This window comes from Phytopseudomonas flavescens, assembly GCF_900100535.1.
Taxonomy (GTDB): domain Bacteria; phylum Pseudomonadota; class Gammaproteobacteria; order Pseudomonadales; family Pseudomonadaceae; genus Aquipseudomonas; species Aquipseudomonas flavescens.
Map to the genome: position 1 here is coordinate 142213 of NZ_FNDG01000005.1, position 14006 is coordinate 156218.

Consider the following 14006-nt stretch of genomic DNA (forward strand, 5'->3'; position numbering starts at 1 on the left):
GCGGAACTGAACCTACGAACAACGCGATAACTCTGGCAAACCGCAGGCCTTAGGGTAGATGACGCTCTTTTCATCCACCATTGCGATCGCTGGGTTTGTGGACGGATAAAACGTCGTACACCCTACGGACTAACTCGCTTGTGGGAGCGGGCCATGCCCGCGAAAAAATCACGGGCATGGCCCGCTCCCACAGGTAAAACAACAATGACCGCTTTCGCCTTCTATCTGCAAAAAGGGGCTGATGCATTGCGCACCAGCCCCTTTTTTACTCCGTGCTGCGGGCGCTGTCGCTCGGCTTGACCCTGAACCACGCCGCATAAAGCGCCGGCAAAAACAGCAGGGTCAGTGCCGTGGCCACCACCAGGCCGCCCATGATCGCCACCGCCATGGGCCCGAAGAACACGCTGCGCGACAGGGGAATCATCGCCAGTACCGCCGCCAGAGCGGTCAGCACGATGGGCCGGAAGCGCCGTACCGTGGCTTCGACGATGGCATTCCAGGTGTCCAGCCCCGCTGCTCGGTCCTGCTCGATCTGGTCGACCAGAATCACCGAGTTGCGCATGATCATGCCTGACAGCGCGATGCTGCCGAGCATGGCCACGAAGCCGAACGGTTGGCCGAACAGCAGCAGGAACAGGGTCACGCCGATCAGCCCCAGGGGCGCGGTAAGAAACACCATAATCGACCGTGAGAAACTCTTGAGCTGCAGCATCAACAGCGTCAGCACCACCACGACGAACAGCGGCACGCCGGCATTCACCGAGGCCTGGCCCTTGGAAGAGTCCTCCACCGTGCCACCCACCTCCAGCAGATAGCCATCGGGTAGGCTCGCGCGTACTTCGTCCAGCGTCGGCAGAATCTGCTGGGTCAGCGTCGCCGGCTGCTGCGGGCCGTATATATCGGCGCGCACGCTCACCGTCGGCAGGCGATTGCGGTGCCAGATCACACCTTCCTCGAAGCCATATTCGAAGGTGGCGATCTGTGCCAGCGCCACGCTCTTGCCGCTCTCGGTGGGCACCGCCAGGCTCGGCAGCCGTTGCAGGGCCTGACGTTCCACTGGCGTGCCGCGCAGGAGGATCTCGATCAGCTCGTTGTCTTCGCGGTAATCGCTGACCGACGAGCCATTCAGTGCACTGCGCAGGAAACTCGCCACGTCGGCTGTGCTCACGCCCAGGGCCCGGGCGCGATCCTGATCGATGTTCAGGTACACCACCTTACTTGGCTCTTCCCAGTCCAGGTGCACGTTGACCACATAAGGGTTGTCACGCACCTTGTCGGCGACTTGTCGGGCCAGCCCGCGGACTTCGTCGATATGCTCGCCGGAAACCCGGAACTGCACGGGGTAGCCCACCGGCGGCCCGTTCTCCAGACGCGAGATGCGCGTGCGCAGGCTTGGGAACTCATCATTCAACACGCCGATCAGCCAGTTGCGCAGCGCCTCGCGATCCTCGATGGTTTTCGCCAGCACCACGATCTGCGCGAAGCTGGTCGCCGGCAGTTGCTGATCCAGCGGCAGGTAGAAGCGCGGCGAGCCGGTACCCACGTAAGCCACGTAGTTATCCACACCGGGATGCCCGGCCAGGCGCTCTTCGAGACGCCGCACCTCGGCCTCGGTGGCGATCAACGAAGCGCCCTCGGCCAGCTTGAAGTCGACCATCAGCTCCAGCCGCCCCGATGCAGGGAAGAACTGCTGCGGTACGAAGCGGAACAGCAGGATCGAGCCGACGAACAGCGCCAGGGTCAGCATGATCACCGTCTTGCGGCGTTGCACGCACCAGTTGACCACGCGCCGGACGCTTTCGTAGAAGGCCGTGTCATAGGGATCGTGCCCTGCACCGCTGCCACCGTGTTTCTGAGCCGCCTGCTTGGCCAGATCCGGCAGGAAACGAGCGCCCAGATAGGGCACGAACATCACCGCAGCGACCCAGGACATCAGCAGCGCGATGGTCACCACCTGGAAGATCGAACGGGTGTACTCGCCGGTGGCCGATTGCGCCGTGGCGATCGGCAGGAAACCTGCAGCGGTGATCAGGGTGCCGGTGAGCATCGGGAACGCCGTACTCGTCCAGGCGAAGCTGGCCGCCTTGAGACGGTCGTAGCCCTGCTCCATCTTGATCGCCATGATTTCCACGGCGATTATCGCGTCGTCCACCAGCAGGCCCAGCGCCAACACCAGTGCTCCCAGGGAAATCTTGTGCAGGCCGATGTTCAGGTAGTACATGGCGGCGAAGGTCATCGCCAGCACCAGGGGAATCGACAGTGCCACCACCAGCCCGGTACGCATGCCCAGGGAGAAGAAGCTCACCAGCAGCACGATGATCAGCGCCTCGGTGAGCACCTTGACGAACTCACCGACGCCGGTTTTCACCGCTGCCGGCTGATCCGACACCTTGCGCAGTTGCATGCCCGCCGGCAGGTTATTCTGCAAACGCGTGAACTCACCTTCCAGCGCCTTGCCGAGGAGCAGAATGTCGCCGCCGGGCTTCATCGACACCGCCAGGCCGATGGCATCTTCACCCATGAAACGCATGCGTGGCGCGGGTGGATCGTTGAAGCCACGCTTGACCTCGGCCACGTCGCCGATGCGCAAGGTGCGATCGGCCACGCGGATGGGGAAATCGCGGATCTGCTCGACCGTCTCGAAACTGCCGCTGACCCGCAGCTGCACGCGGTCGGAGCCGGTCTCGAAGAAGCCCGCCACGGCCATCGCGTTCTGCTGGTCGAGGGCCTGCTGCACGGCGGCGAGGGGCAGGCCAAGGGTGGCCAGCTTGGTGTTGGACAGTTCGATCCAGATCTTTTCGTCCTGCAGGCCGACCAGTTCGACCTTGCCGACGTCCTTGACCCGCTGCAGCTGCAGTTGCACGCGGTCGGCGTAGTCCTTGAGCACCGCGTAATCGAAGCCGCTGCCGGTGAGCGCGTAGATGTTGCCGAAGGTGATGCCGAACTCGTCGTTGAAGAACGGCCCCTGGACACCGCCTGGCAGCGTATGGCGGATGTCGCCGATCTTCTTGCGCAACTGGTACCAGAGTTCGGGGATCTGGTTGGAGTGCATGGAATCCCGGGCCATGAAAGTGACCTGGGATTCACCGCTTCGCGAGAAGGACACGATGCGCTCGTACTCGCCGGTCTCCATCAGCGTCTTCTCGATACGCTCGGTGATCTGCCGCGCCACCTGCTCGGCCGTGGCGCCGGGCCAGCTGGTTTTCACCACCATGGCCTTGAAGGTGAACGGCGGATCCTCGCTCTGGCCGAGCTTGGAATAGGACAGCGCACCGACGATGCCCAGCAGCAACATGAGGTACAGGACGATCTGACGGTGATGCAGCGCCCAGGCGGAAAGGTTGAAGGACATCGACGCTTACTCCTTCGCCGCCAGGTCTACCGCTCGGTTGTCTCGATCCACCGGGCGTATCTGCTGTCCGTCCAGCAGCACCTGTACGCCGGCCACCACCACCCAGTCGCTGACCTGCAGGCCCTCCAGCACCGGTACCAGCTTTTCACCATAGGGGCCGACCCGCACCGCAGTACGCTTGAGCGTCGAGGTGTGCGGATCGACTACCCAGACGTAGGGCTGCCCCTTTTCGGCGGTCAGGGCCGAGAGCGGTACGGCCAGCGGCACATCGCCGTTGCGGGCGATGAGCACCCGGGCGCTCTGGCCAAGCTCCACCTGCGCGTCGCGCTGCTGCAGGGCGATGCGTGCGGCGTAGGTACGCGAACGCGGATCGGCCGCCGGCGACAGCTCACGGATGCGCCCGGCCAGGCGCTCGTCAGGCTGCGACCACAGCTCCACGGCGACCTCCTGGCCGATGCCCAGGCTTCCGATCACCTGTTCGGGCAGATCGATCGCCACCTCACGCTCGCCGTCGGCGGCCAGCACGAACACCGTCTGGCCCGCCGACACCACCTGGCCAACCTCGGCGCGGCGCTGCACGATCACGCCACTCCGTGGCGCCTTGAGCACCGCATAACCGGCCTGGTTGTCGGCGACGTTGAGTTCCGCACGCACCTGGCGCAGACGGGCTTCGGCGGCACGGAAGCTGTTCTCGGCGCTATCGGCCTGCGACTTACTGATCATCCCGCGCTGCTGCAAGGTGCGGTAGCGGTCACGCTCCACGCTGGCCAGTTGCAGAGCCGACTGCGCCGCTTGCAGCTGGGCGCGGGATGCATCCCGTTGCAGGCGCACGTCCTGCGGATCGAGCTCGGCCAGGGTGGCCTCCTTGTCGACCCGCTGCCCGACCTCGACCAGGCGCCGGGTCACCTTGCCGCCGATGCGGAACGCCAGCTCGGGCTCCAACCGCGCCCTTATCTCGCCTGGGTAGGAATCCACCAAATCGTGCGCCAGCTGAGGCTGCACCACCATGGCAGGGCGAACGCCCTGCGGCGGCGCCGGTTCATCGCTGCAGGCGACCAGAAACAGGAAAAGACAGGCAGGCACAACGCGACAGCGTGCAGTGCAGAACATGATGAGCGTCCTTTCAGGGAACTTTTAATACTTGTACTGCTCGGTATAGTAGAAATAGCGTACCCGCCAGTCCAGTATTAAGATAGCGCCATGCCGAATGCCTCATCGCCGCCCAGCGGCCCCGGTCGCCCCAAGGATCCCGCCAAGCACCAGGCAATCCTCGATGCCGCCAAATGCCTGTTCCTGCGCCATGGCTACGCCGGCAGCAGCATGGCCGCCATCGCCGCTCACGCCGGCGTGTCCAAGCTCACCGTGTACAGCCACTTCACCGACAAGGAGACGCTGTTCAGCGCCGCGATCAAGGCCAAGTGCGCAGAACAATTGCCTGAATTGTTGTTCGAGCTGCCCGAGCATGCCGATGTGGAGGCCGTGCTGTTGAACATCGCCAGCGGCTTCAACCGCCTGATCAACAGCGCCGAATCCGTCGAACTGCATCGCCTGATGATCAGCCTTGGCGCTCAGGATCCACATCTCTCGAAGGTGTTCTTCGAGGCCGGCCCCCAGCGGCTGCTCGAGGAAATGGAGCGCCTGTTGAGCAAGGCGGTCCAGCATCGCCACCTGCGCATCGAGTCCGCAGCGGTGGCGGCGGATCAGTTCTTCTCGCTGCTCAAGGGCTGCGCCAATTTCCGCCTGCTGATCGGCTGCAGCGCCCCCCAGGACGAAGCGCAACAACAGCGGCACGCCGAGGCGGCCGTGCAGACGTTCCTGCGCGCCTACCGGCCCTGAGCACACAGCCGCGCGCCCTGCCCGGCCAGCGCATGCGGGCCACGGCTGGCTAGCCGGCCGCAGCCACCAGCCAGTTGCGCAGGTCACTCGGCGACAGGGGCCGGGCGAAGTAATAGCCCTGCCCTTCGTGGCATCCCCAGCCCCGCAGCAAGTGGTAATGCAGCTCGGTCTCCACGCCTTCGGCCACGACCTTGAGGTTGAGGTCATGGGCCAGGCTGATCAGCCCCCGCACGATATGCCAGTCGCTGTTGCCGGGGTGGAGGTCTTCGAGCAGCGAACGGTCGAGCTTCACGCTGGTCGCGGGAATCTGCCGCAGGTAGGTCCAGTTGCTGTAGCCACTGCCGAAGTCATCGATGCCGATGGCCACCCCCAGGCTGCGAAAGCGCTTGAGTTGTTCGCGCACCGCATCGAAGTCGGTCACCAGCGCACTTTCCGTGAACTCGAGCTCGATGTACTGCGGCGCGACGGCGAACCTCTCGAGCATCTGGTTGAGTTCTTCGAACAAACGCCCATCGGTCAGGTCCAGCGCCGAGACGTTGAGCGATACCGTCATCGTCAGCCCCTGGGCCTGCCACTCGGCCAACTGGCGGCAGACATGCTCCACCACCCAGCGGGTGATATGCCGGATCGAAGCGGTGGTCTCGGCCAGCCCGATGAACTCCGCCGGGCTGATTTCACCCAGGCCAGGGTGAGTCCAGCGCAACAGCGCCTCCACCGCCACGCACTGGTTGCTGGCCAGGTCCACACGTGGCTGGTAGACCAGCCGCAACTGGTCGGGCGCGATCAGCGCCGACTCGATGGCATTGAGCAACACCGTGCTGCGCCGCAGGCTCGAGTCGATCACCGGGTCGTAATAAAGCCATCGGTGCTCATCGCGGCGCGCTGCATCGGTGATGCTGGCCATCAGGCGAAAGCTGTCGACCGGTACGTCCGTGTCGGGGCCCATCTTCAGTACGCTGATGCCGACATCGGCGAACACCGGTATGTTTTCGCTGTGCAGTGGCTTGGCCATCGCCTCGGTGATGCGCTCGAGCAGCGCCGGCAGGGCCAGGGCGGACGAGCGTTCGATCATGGTGGCAAAGCTCAGGGTGCTGGATCGGTAGAGCTGCGTCCCTTCCGGCAACACCTGCAGCAGCACCTCTTTGACCGCCAGCATGAAGTTGACGAAGAAGTGCAGGCCCAGCGCCTTGACCAATCGATCCATGCCCAGCGCCGACAGTGGCTCGATGAGGATGGCAACCCGCTCGGTCTGCGCCAGCTCGTTGCTGTGAATGTCCATCTCGAAACGCTGGCGGTTCGGCAGCCCGGTCATCGGGTCGAAGAAATGCTGTCGATGGATCGACTGCAGGTGAGCCACCACCACCGCGGCCGCATCCTGCAAAAGTCGTTTGTCCCCGTCGCTCATTGGCAGCCGTACATCGCTGTCGAGTATGCACAGGCTACCCAGCGCGAGACCGGGCTGGATCACCAACGGGGCACCGGCGTAGTAGCGCACGAACGGCGCGCCGCGCACCAGCGGGTTCTCGGTGAAGCGGGGATCCTGCAGCGTGTCACACACTTCCAGCACGGACGCGTCCGCCAGGCCGTGGGCGCAAAACGAGAACTCACGGGGAGTGCGTTGCAGCTCGAAGCCGACCTGAGCCTTGAAGACCTGATAATGACGGTCGACGACGCTGACCAGCGCGGTGGGCACTCCGAAATGGGCCGAGATCATCGACACGACACGGTTGAGAACCGGATCAGAACCGTTTTTCAGATCCGCAGTCAGTCGATCCACCTCGGCCAGGCGCATCGGCTCGTCGACGGGTGAAGTGAAGTTGCGCATGCCGCGCTCCTGATGCGAGTCTTTGTCGGTAATGCGAAAACCGCTGTTCACTGATGCGCCAAGTTTGCCGATACTAGCTCCCAGCATAGCAACCTTCTGGCTTGGGAGCCGAGCCGCTGAACCCCATGCCAGAGGTGCTGCGAAGAATACGATAGACCTTGCGATTTCCAGCATCGGTTAAAGCACAGCGCAAGTCTAGCCGATATGCTTTACGCATTGCTGGGGGGGCGCCATGCCCGGCAATGGCTCGCGCCCCCGGAATCCCACGACCCCGTTCGCTCGGCTTGCGCCGCTGGAGTGCTGCTTGACTCGTTTCCCATCCTGGATAACCGGCCCCGTCCGCCGCCTGGCAAACAGACGCCTGGGACGCCCCGCTCGCTACGCGGGCGCGGTGATCTTGGTGGTCCTGTGCTGTGCCTTGCGGGCGCAGCTACCCAGCACCGCCCTGCCCTATCTGTTTTTCATCCCGGGCCTGATGGTCTGCGGCTTCAGCTTCGGCGTCGGCCCCTCGATACTCGGTTGTACGCTCGCGGTGCTGGCCGCGCAGTACTTCTTCATCGGCCCGCTCGGCTTCGAAAGCGACCTCACCAGTTGGATCAACAGTGTCAGCTTCGGCCTGGTCACCTTCGCGATGGCGGCCGTCTGTGCGCTGTTCAGAAAAAACCTGGACACCCTCAACAGCCTCAACCAGCACCTCGAAGAAGAGGTCGAACGGCGCACCCAGGAGCGCGACGGCATCTGGAGCGTTTCTCCCGACCTGATCTGTACGCTGTCGGCGAGCGGCGAACTGCTGGCGATGAACCCGGCCTGGCAGGTGGAGACCGGTTGGAGCGAGGAGGAGCTCAAGGCGGGGGTGTTTTCCCGATTGATCGGCCCTGAGCAGCTGTCCGAGGCGCTGGGGCGCCTGAACCGGCAGCCGATCATCGAACTCGATACGCAAGGGGTGCGCAGCGATGGCCAGCAGTTGCACCTGAACTGGCGGATCGCTTGCCGGCCGGGACAACTGCTCGCCGTGGCCCGCGATATCACCCTGTTCAAGGAGCGCCAGGATGCCCTCGAGCAGGTTCGCTCACAGCTGCAGCAGAGCCAGAAGATGGAAGCCATCGGCCAGTTGACCGGTGGCCTTGCCCATGACTTCAACAACCTGCTCACGGTGATCAGTGGCAGCCTGGAAATGCTCCAGCAGCGGGTGACCGAAGGTCGCTCAGGAGAGTTGCAACGTTACCTGACACTGGCGCAGACCGCCTCGGAACGGGCCGCCTCCTTGACCCACCGCCTGCTGGCGTACGCCAGGCGCCAGCCCCTGACGAGCAAGGTGGTCGACCCTGCCCGGCTGATTCTGGAAATGAAGGAATTGATCAGCCGGACGCTGACCCCGCGTATCGAACTGCAACTGCTGGCACCGGAAAAACCGGTTCTCTGTCAGTGCGACCCACACCAGCTGGAAAACGCGATCCTGAATCTGTGCATCAATGCCCGGGACGCGATGCCCCTTGGCGGCCACCTGCAGTTGGAGGTCAGCCTGACCCACATCGATAGCGGCAAGGGCAAGCCCGGCCTGAGCGCCGGAGACTATGTGCTGATCCGTGTCAGGGACACCGGCAGCGGCATGCCCGCCAGCGTGGTGGAGCGGGCCTTCGACCCGTTCTTCACCACCAAGCCGCTGGGATCGGGCACCGGGCTGGGGCTGTCGATGGTCTACGGTTTCGCCCGGCAATCGGCGGGCGAGGCGCAGATTAGCTCGCAGGTCAGCAAGGGCACCACGGTGAGCCTGCTGCTACCGGCTCATCCGGGGGAAATGCCATCCCCTTCCCCGAGCGCAGCGCCCGCCAGGCAAGCGCCCGCCCGTTCCCAAGGGACGGTGATGATCGTCGACGACGAGGCCGCCATCCGTGACCTGGCCAGTGAAACGCTGACCGACGTCGGCTTCCATGTCATCAAGGCCGCCACCGCCGCCGATGCGCTGCAGCGCCTGGACAGCCTCGCCGATCTGGATCTGCTGGTGACCGACATTGGCCTGGCTGGCGTCACTGGAGGCGATGCGCTGGCCAGGGCGGCCGTCGAGGCAAACCCTGGGCTGAAGGTCCTGTTCATTTCCGGCTTCTCGGAGAGCGCGGCGCCCACGGCATCCTTCCAGGAAGGCCAGGCGCGGTTGCTGTTCAAGCCTTTCTCCATGGGCGAGTTCAAGGCCACCGTCGAGCAACTGCTCGAGTCACGCTGATCCCTGCCGCAGGCAGTTTGCCGCGCACAGAACCAGAGCCGTCATGGGACGACGGCCTATCCCCGCGGACGCGGGCTCACGCTCCCCGGCAAAAAAGCCCTGGGCGTACCGCCGGAAATAGGCTGTATTCAAGGTATTTTTGAGCGACAGCGTCGGTACGGCTGTGCGATCCATGAAAGCCGCCAAAAGAAGGCGCTCGAAGAACGCGTTCCGGGAATGGCTCTGAACGTGATTGTGGACTACGGCACATTCCACGATGCGCGTCTCGATAATCAGCTGGCGACGGATTCGTTGGTTCCCGATGACGTGCAGTTGCAGACCCTGCACGACTACCCGCGCTGGAAACAGGAGGGCGCGCTGGCGCGCTACTAAACCTGCCGGCCGGGACAAGATCTAGCCTCCCTTTCGCGACCCGCGAGGGGCATGGGCCGGCGTATTCGTCGATGCGTTCGGCAATGTCGTGAACACCACCCTCGTCGAGAAGAAGGCATGGCTCCGTGAAGCGAAGGAGTACCTGCGTGCGGGCCTGAAAGGAAAAACGTGGCGACCTGTCCGAACGACGATGACACGGTGCTCTTCTGGCTCAAGCAGATCGCCGATCGATAGGGCTGGGACTACCTGGCCAGTTTCGCTGCCCAGCGGCGTGAAACGTCAACAGGCCCTAGGCCAAGCACTCCGAGGCGGCGAAGCTTTATTTGAACTGGCGGCTGGATAAGCAGACCCAGTCGATGCTCTGGTACATGTGGCCGGCGCGAACCAACGTGGCCCCACCCAACGCTACAGGCACACCTGGGAGTATGAAAACGCCGATTTGCCAGCCTTCGTCGACTTCATGGAAGAGCACGCGGCGGTGGAACGCTTCCACGCTCAGGTAGGCCTTTATCGGAGTGAGGACAAAGGCGACCCCTATCCCGCCTGGCTGGGCGTCCATCCGCGCCACGCCTCGCCGCATTGGCAGGCCACAGGGGCTCGCCGAGCAGGGCCTGCCAGCGTGTGGCGCACCCACGGCCCCGACAGTCGAGCGGGGCCGTGTCGAGGGTCAAAGCAACTTGTCGAGGGTGATCGGCAATTGGCGAATACGCTTGCCGGTGGCGTGATAGACCGCATTGGCCACTGCCGCGGCGACGCCGACGATGCCGATCTCACCGACGCCCTTGGAGCCCAGCGGGTTGACGATCTGGTCATCCTCCTCGACGAAGATCACCTCGATATCGCCGATGTCCGCATGCACCGGCAGATGATAGTCGGCCAGGTTGTGGTTCATGCAGCGCCCCAGTTGGTGATCGATCATCGCCTCTTCGTGCAGGGCCATGCCGATGCCCCAGACCACGCCGCCGAGAATCTGGCTACGGGCGGTCTTGGCATTGATCACCCGACCTGCGGCAATCACGCTGACCACCCGGGTAACTCGCACCGAGCCCAGGGCCTCGTCCACCTCGACCTCGACGAACACTGCCGAGTGGGTAGCGCTGGCGTAGCGCTCGCGCTGTTTGCCCGGCTGTGCCTGCACCTCCACTTCCAGGCTGCCATGGCGAGCCAGCAACGTAGCGAGTGCGACCGAGCGGCCTGCGTCGTCGCCCTGCTGAACGCGGTCACCCACGAAGCGCAACGCGCTGGCATCGGTGAACGGCGCCCCCGGCAGTTGCCGTGCCGCATCACAGAGCTGCTCGGCCAGCGCCAGGCAGGCCTCGCGTACCGCGCTGCCAACCGACGACACAGTGAAAGAACCGCCCTGCAGTGGCGCCTTTGGCAGGTTGGAATCACCGAGCCGGAACTCGACGTGGGCGGGGTCCATACCGAGAACATCGGCGGCGATCTGGGTCATCACCGTGGCGGTACCAGGGCCAATATCGCAGGTCGCGCTGGCGACGATCAGACGACCATCGGCGGTCAGCGTGGCGCGGGCACTGGCCGGCATCTGCATGGCTTCCCACACGCCGGTGGCCATGCCGTAGCCGATCAGTTGATCACCCACGCGCATGCTGCGCGGTTGCGGGCTGCGCTTGCTCCAGCCGAAAGCATCCGCCCCTTGCTGATAGCAGGCGCGCAGCTCCTTGCTGGAATAGGGCTTGCCTTCGTTCTGGTTGGTTTCGGCATAGTTGGCCAGGCGCAGCTGCACGGGGTCGACGCCGGTCGCCCAGGCCAGCTCGTCCATCGCCGACTCCAGGGCGAACAGCCCCGTCGCGGCGCCCGGTGCGCGCATGTCCAGCGGGGTGTACACGTCCAGTGGCGCCAGACGGTAGGCCAGGCGCAGGTGGTCGCAGTGGTAGAGCATGCCCGACCACTCGGCGACGTGTTCGGTGAAGTCCTCGAAGCGCGAGGTCTGGCCGATCACCTCTTGCACCAGCCCCTGCAGCCTGCCGTCGGCCGTGGCACCCAGCTGCAGGCGCTGCACGGTGCGTGGGCGGTAGCCGAAGGTGAACATCTGCTGACGGGTGAGCGTGACGCGCACCGATTGCTGCAACTGCAGCGCCGCCATGGCGGCCAGCGGCAGCTGGTATTGCGGGCGCAACCCCGAGCCGAAGGCGCCGCCTACGAAGGACGATAGAATGCGTACCCGCGCCGGGTCGAGCTTGAGTACGCTGGCCAGGTACTGCTGGCTGTTCTGCGGCCCCTGAGTCTTGTCATGCACCAGCAGGCTGCCGTCGGCCTGGTAGATCACCGTCGAGGCATGGGGCTCCATCGGGTGGTGGTATTCGTTCGGCAACTCGTATTCGAGTTCCAGGCGTACCGGCGCCCCGGCAATGACCCCATCGGCGTCACCGCGCCGCTCCGGCAGTTCGGCTGGCGCGGCATGGGCACTGTCCAGGGCCTGCAGCAAATCCGTGGCATGAGGCTGCTGCTGGTACTCGATGCGCACCAGGGAAGCGGCATGGCGAGCGAGCTCCAGGCTATCGGCGACCACCAGTGCCACCGGCTGGCCGCTGTAGCGCACGCGTGCATTGAACAAGGGGCGAAACGGCGAGCCATCGGCCGCATCGTCGTCCTCATAGCTCTCATCGTCCTGCGCCATTGGCGGACGATCTTCGTGGCTGAGCACCCGTTTCACGCCCGGCAGGGCCAGCGCGGCCGAGGTATCGATGCGGATGATGCGGCCCCGGGCGATCACGCTGCAGATCACGCTACCGTGCAACAGACCATCGCTGGGGTATTCAGCCGCATAACGGGCCTGGCCGCTGACCTTCAGCGGGCCGTCGACACGGTCGAGGGGTTTGCCGAGTGCAGGCGCGTTCATGGGCGGGCTCCTTGTGCTGCGGTGCTCAGGGCGCGAACGATGGCGCGGCGCGCCAGTTCCACCTTGAAGCCGTTGTGGATCAGCGGCTGAGCATCCCGGAGAAGCAACTCGGCTGCTGACTCGAAGTGCTCGTTGCTGGCGGTCAGGCCGACCAGGCTGTCTTCCACCTCGGTGCGCCGCCAGGGTTTGTGCGCAACCCCGCCCAGGGCCAGGCGGGCCTGGCGGATCTGCCCATCGGCGTCGAACTTCAGCGCCGCCGCCACCGATACCAGGGCGAAGGCGAACGAGGCCCGATCACGCAACTTGAGGTAGGCATGATGGGAGGCGAAGCCCTCGGCCGGCAACTCGATGGCCAGGATCAGCTCACCTGCCTCCAGCACGGTGTCCTGCTGTGGGGTATCGCCCGGCAGGCGATGAAACTCGGCGAAGGGCACGCGGCGCTCGCCGCCGGGACCGATGATCACCACCTGAGCGTCGAGCGCGGCGAGCGCCACGCAGAAGTCCGAGGGGTGCACCGCCACGCAGTGCTCACTGGCACCGAATAGCGCGTGGTAGCGGTTGAGGCCCTCGCGCGCCGGGCAACCACTGCCGGGCTCGCGCTTGTTGCACGGCACCTGGCTGTCGTAGAAGTAATGGCAGCGGGTACGCTGCAGCAGATTGCCGCCGGCACTGGCCATGTTGCGCAACTGCGGCGAGGCACCGGACAACAGCGCTTGGCTGAGCAACGGATAACGGCGTTCTACCTCGGGGTGCCAGGCCAGATCGGCATTGCTGACCAGCGCACCGATGCGCAGGCCACCATCGGCGGTGGACACCACGTCGCGCAGGGGCAAGGCATTGATGTCGATCAGCCGCTTGGGCCGCACCAGGTTTTCCTTCATCAGGTCGACGATATTGGTGCCGCCGGCGATGAACAGGCTGTCCGGCCCGGCCAGGCGCACGGCCTCGTCGATGCCCTGGGGTTTGCTGTAGGCGAAAGGTGTCATGGGCGCACCGCCTTCTCGCAGACCGGCAAGGCTTCCTCGATGGCCGCGACGATGTTGCTGTAGGCCCCGCAGCGGCACAGGTTGCCGCTCATCCGCTCGCGAATGTCGCCGACATCGTCGATGCGCCCCTCGGCCGCCAGCCCGACCGCCGAACAGATCTGTCCGGGCGTGCAATAGCCGCACTGGAAGGCATCGTGCTTGACGAATGCGCGCTGCATCGGGTGCGGCTCACCGTTCTGCGCCAGCCCTTCGATGGTCGTCAGCTCGTGGCCGTCGAGCATCACCGCCAGGGTCAGGCAGGCGTTGACCCTGCGGCCGTCGAGCAGCACCGTGCAGGCACCGCACTGACCGTGATCGCAGCCCTTCTTGGTGCCGATCAGGTCGAGTTCTTCACGCAACAGATCGAGGGCGGTGATCCACGGATACACCTCGACGTTAAGGGGGCTGCCGTTCAACGACAGGGAAATCGCACGGCGTTGTGAGCCGTCAGTGATGGTCTCGCTCATGGGGCTACCTCGGTTCGCTCGGATGTCTGGTGCATCCGTTCAGAA

9 protein-coding genes are annotated in these 14006 nt (G+C 64.7%); 3 read left to right on the forward strand and 6 right to left on the reverse strand.

The window, feature by feature from the left end; translation table 11 throughout:
* Positions 1-265: 265 nt before the first annotated feature.
* Both BLR94_RS08405 and BLR94_RS08410 read right to left on the reverse strand, forming a co-directional pair.
* Positions 266-3352 carry an efflux RND transporter permease subunit gene (locus tag BLR94_RS08405; RefSeq protein WP_084304311.1) on the reverse strand — a complete coding sequence of 1029 codons (3087 nt, stop codon included), beginning with the start codon at positions 3350-3352 and terminating at the stop codon, positions 266-268.
* A 6-nt stretch (positions 3353-3358) separates the two neighbouring features.
* Entirely contained in the window at positions 3359-4462 is a 1104-nt protein-coding gene (locus BLR94_RS08410; protein ID WP_084304312.1) for an efflux RND transporter periplasmic adaptor subunit, read from the reverse strand.
* A gap of 90 nt (positions 4463-4552) precedes the next feature.
* On the opposite strand from BLR94_RS08410, the gene BLR94_RS08415 reads away from it, so the two are divergent.
* Complete coding sequence (locus BLR94_RS08415) at positions 4553-5188, forward strand: TetR/AcrR family transcriptional regulator (protein ID WP_084304313.1); 636 nt, start codon at positions 4553-4555, stop codon at positions 5186-5188.
* A gap of 49 nt (positions 5189-5237) precedes the next feature.
* Here the strand turns inward: BLR94_RS08415 and BLR94_RS08420 are convergent, their stop codons facing one another.
* Positions 5238-7013 carry a sensor domain-containing phosphodiesterase gene (locus BLR94_RS08420; RefSeq protein ID WP_084304314.1) on the reverse strand — a complete coding sequence of 592 codons (1776 nt, stop codon included), beginning with the start codon at positions 7011-7013 and terminating at the stop codon, positions 5238-5240.
* Positions 7014-7317: 304 nt separating this feature from the next.
* On the opposite strand from BLR94_RS08420, the gene BLR94_RS08425 reads away from it, so the two are divergent.
* Positions 7318-9234, forward strand: a complete 1917-nt coding sequence (locus BLR94_RS08425) for an ATP-binding protein (RefSeq protein WP_167359725.1) — start codon at positions 7318-7320, stop codon at positions 9232-9234.
* A 228-nt stretch (positions 9235-9462) separates the two neighbouring features.
* The gene (locus tag BLR94_RS27670; protein WP_208601339.1) at positions 9463-9606 is read left to right on the forward strand and encodes a hypothetical protein; all 144 of its coding nucleotides are present in this window, start codon (positions 9463-9465) and stop codon (positions 9604-9606) included.
* A gap of 667 nt (positions 9607-10273) precedes the next feature.
* Here the strand turns inward: BLR94_RS27670 and BLR94_RS08440 are convergent.
* Genes BLR94_RS08440 through BLR94_RS08450 form a run of 3 tightly spaced genes read right to left on the reverse strand, consistent with a single transcriptional unit; the run spans position 10274 to position 13961 of the window.
* Complete coding sequence (locus tag BLR94_RS08440; RefSeq protein ID WP_084304317.1) at positions 10274-12469, reverse strand: xanthine dehydrogenase family protein molybdopterin-binding subunit; 2196 nt, start codon at positions 12467-12469, stop codon at positions 10274-10276.
* Complete coding sequence (locus BLR94_RS08445; RefSeq protein ID WP_084304318.1) at positions 12466-13455, reverse strand: FAD binding domain-containing protein; 990 nt, start codon at positions 13453-13455, stop codon at positions 12466-12468. Before BLR94_RS08445 ends, BLR94_RS08440 begins: the two co-directional genes overlap by 4 nt.
* Positions 13452-13961 (reverse strand): (2Fe-2S)-binding protein, encoded by a 510-nt coding sequence (locus BLR94_RS08450; RefSeq protein WP_084304319.1) that lies wholly within the window; start codon positions 13959-13961, stop codon positions 13452-13454. Before BLR94_RS08450 ends, BLR94_RS08445 begins: the two co-directional genes overlap by 4 nt.
* Positions 13962-14006 lie beyond the last annotated feature (45 nt).

What these genes read in the sequence shown, in the direction of transcription:
- BLR94_RS08410 (WP_084304312.1), bottom strand. Translation starts at nt 4,462, where the DNA reads ATGTTCTGCACTGCACGCTGTCGCGTTGTGCCTGCCTGTCTTTTCCTG.
- BLR94_RS08450 (WP_084304319.1), bottom strand. Translation starts at nt 13,961, where the DNA reads ATGAGCGAGACCATCACTGACGGCTCACAACGCCGTGCGATTTCCCTG.
- BLR94_RS08415 (WP_084304313.1), top strand. Translation starts at nt 4,553, where the DNA reads ATGCCGAATGCCTCATCGCCGCCCAGCGGCCCCGGTCGCCCCAAGGAT.
- BLR94_RS08420 (WP_084304314.1), bottom strand. Translation starts at nt 7,013, where the DNA reads ATGCGCAACTTCACTTCACCCGTCGACGAGCCGATGCGCCTGGCCGAG.
- BLR94_RS08405 (WP_084304311.1), bottom strand. Translation starts at nt 3,352, where the DNA reads ATGTCCTTCAACCTTTCCGCCTGGGCGCTGCATCACCGTCAGATCGTC.
- BLR94_RS08445 (WP_084304318.1), bottom strand. Translation starts at nt 13,455, where the DNA reads ATGACACCTTTCGCCTACAGCAAACCCCAGGGCATCGACGAGGCCGTG.
- BLR94_RS08440 (WP_084304317.1), bottom strand. Translation starts at nt 12,469, where the DNA reads ATGAACGCGCCTGCACTCGGCAAACCCCTCGACCGTGTCGACGGCCCG.